The sequence below is a fragment of the Undibacterium sp. Ji50W genome (assembly GCF_049340445.1).
In the GTDB taxonomy this organism is placed as follows: Bacteria; Pseudomonadota; Gammaproteobacteria; order Burkholderiales; family Burkholderiaceae_D; genus Undibacterium.
Window position 1 is genome coordinate 1 of the sequence record NZ_JBMPOX010000052.1, and the last position, 1,347, is coordinate 1,347.

Annotated in this window: 1 protein-coding gene; it reads right to left on the reverse strand. The window is 57.9% G+C overall.

The features are described from left to right. On the reverse strand, positions 1–1,347 hold a 1,347-nt coding region (locus ACO0K9_RS27920; protein ID WP_422990657.1), incomplete at both ends, for a carbohydrate-binding protein.

Consider the following 1,347-nt stretch of genomic DNA (forward strand, 5'->3'; position numbering starts at 1 on the left):
ATTCAGTGACGAGACCGGCGGCACTGACGGTTTTACTCAGATGACCGGCTGCATCATAGAAGCTGCGGCTGATGAGGTCATTGGCTGATGCGGTCAGCATCGGTAGCAGGTCGTAGGTGGTGCGGGTGGGGACCGGGGGGATGACTACCGGGGGGACTACTACCGGCGGTGGGTCGGCCGGCGCGACACCCATATTCGCCCATACGTAGGACGAATCCAGGCCCGGTGTATCACCAAGGGTGAACCATTGTGCCAGCCACAAATGACCCTGGTATTGGATGGTTTCGCCACCATAGTAGGTGACGCCTGCGCCCCAGGGGGCATAGGTGCCGGCATCCGGTGCCTGTGTCCACGCCTGGGTTTGACCGGGGATGTCGCCATGGCTGGGCCAGCGTGCTTTCCAGTGCTGGCCCTGGTAATCGACGATTTGATCTTGTGCATATTCCGGACCAGCGGACCAGGGCGGATTGCTACCTGCCGGTACCACCTGGCTCCAGACGTGATCCACACCGGGTTCATTGCCGGGTATGGTGGTCCAGTTGGCTTTCCATAGTTGTCCATCATGGCTGACGATCTGGTTGACAATATATTCGACACCCGCCATCCACGGACGTGCGGTACCTGGAGCGGGTACCTGTGTCCAGACCATGTCAACACCTGGTGTATTGCCTAAAGCGGTATCCCAGCGGGCCAGATACACTTGTCCGTTATAGGTAACGGTATCGCCGTCCAGGTAGGTTTGACTGCCTGACCAGGCAGTAACGCTGGCAGCAGGCACGACTTCCAGCCATGTTGCATTGCCTGCTGGCTCACTGCCCTGATTATTGCTACGTGCCTGATACACTTTACCGTTGTGGTTGACCTGGTCACCCAGCAAGTAGGCGGTGGCGGTATTCCACTCTGGCGTGACGATGGCTTGCGGTGTCGGCGCAGGCGTACTTGGTGTTGGCGCTGTTGGTGTAATTGGTGATGAAGGCGTAGTTGGTGATGGTTGTGATGATGATTGTGAAGCAGCCCCTCCAATCACCCCCAGATCAGTCCACGGCGACCCACTGGCACTGCTTGGTATAGAGCCGACATTGAACCAGTTGGCTTGCCACAAATGCCCTTCATACCCAACGACTTCACCACCTGTGTAGCTGGTCTGGTTATTACTGACCACGGCAGTGCCACCGTGGTAAGTCAGATTGGCTTGCCACAGGCTATACCCTTCCGTACCAGCAACCGGTTCCCACACCGCTGCCGCATCCAGATCCGTGCCGGTCATGGTGCTACCCATGGTGTCCCAGCGGGTTTTGTAGAGCTGCCCCTGGTACTTGACGTAGGTGCCACCGACATAAAATGCCT